Raw genomic sequence first — 405 nt, 5'->3', positions numbered from 1 at the left:
TTACCCCCGGACACCGGTGCTGTACCCCCCGGGCTGACGACGCGACCGAGGGGAACGGACCGCACCACCTCAGGAACCGCCGCCGCTGAGACTAGATCGGCCACCCTAGGGAACCGCGCTAGTTTCCCTGAGGTTGCCGAGGCCCGCCGGAGGCCCGGCCCTTCACCACAGCCCTTGACCTTGACCTTGACCTTCAGCTCTTGATCTTCAGCTCTTGATCTGGCCTGTGCCGTTGATCTTGCTCTTGATCTGGCCTGTGCCCTTGCCCGGACTTGCTGGAGTTGAAGAGGCCTGAGGTGCGCCGGGATTGTGAACGCGGAAACCGGCAGCCGACAAACACACCCACCACCCCGAACCCCGAACCGGCACAACTATGACCGAAGGCCGTAAAAATCGCCTTTCAAC

The 405-nt window shown here is 62.7% G+C and carries 1 protein-coding gene; it reads right to left on the bottom strand.

Annotation, left to right across the window (positions count from 1 at the left end):
* Positions 1-207: 207 nt before the first annotated feature.
* Positions 208-405 (bottom strand): hypothetical protein (locus tag KGQ19_RS48900; RefSeq protein ID WP_212022520.1); only part of this gene is annotated, 198 nt, incomplete at its 5' end.

The organism is Catenulispora pinistramenti (genome assembly GCF_018274385.1).
Taxonomy (GTDB): Bacteria; Actinomycetota; Actinomycetes; order Streptomycetales; family Catenulisporaceae; genus Catenulispora; species Catenulispora pinistramenti.
The sequence above is the reverse complement of the archived record's forward strand: the minus strand, read 5'-3'. Positions and strand labels throughout refer to the sequence as shown.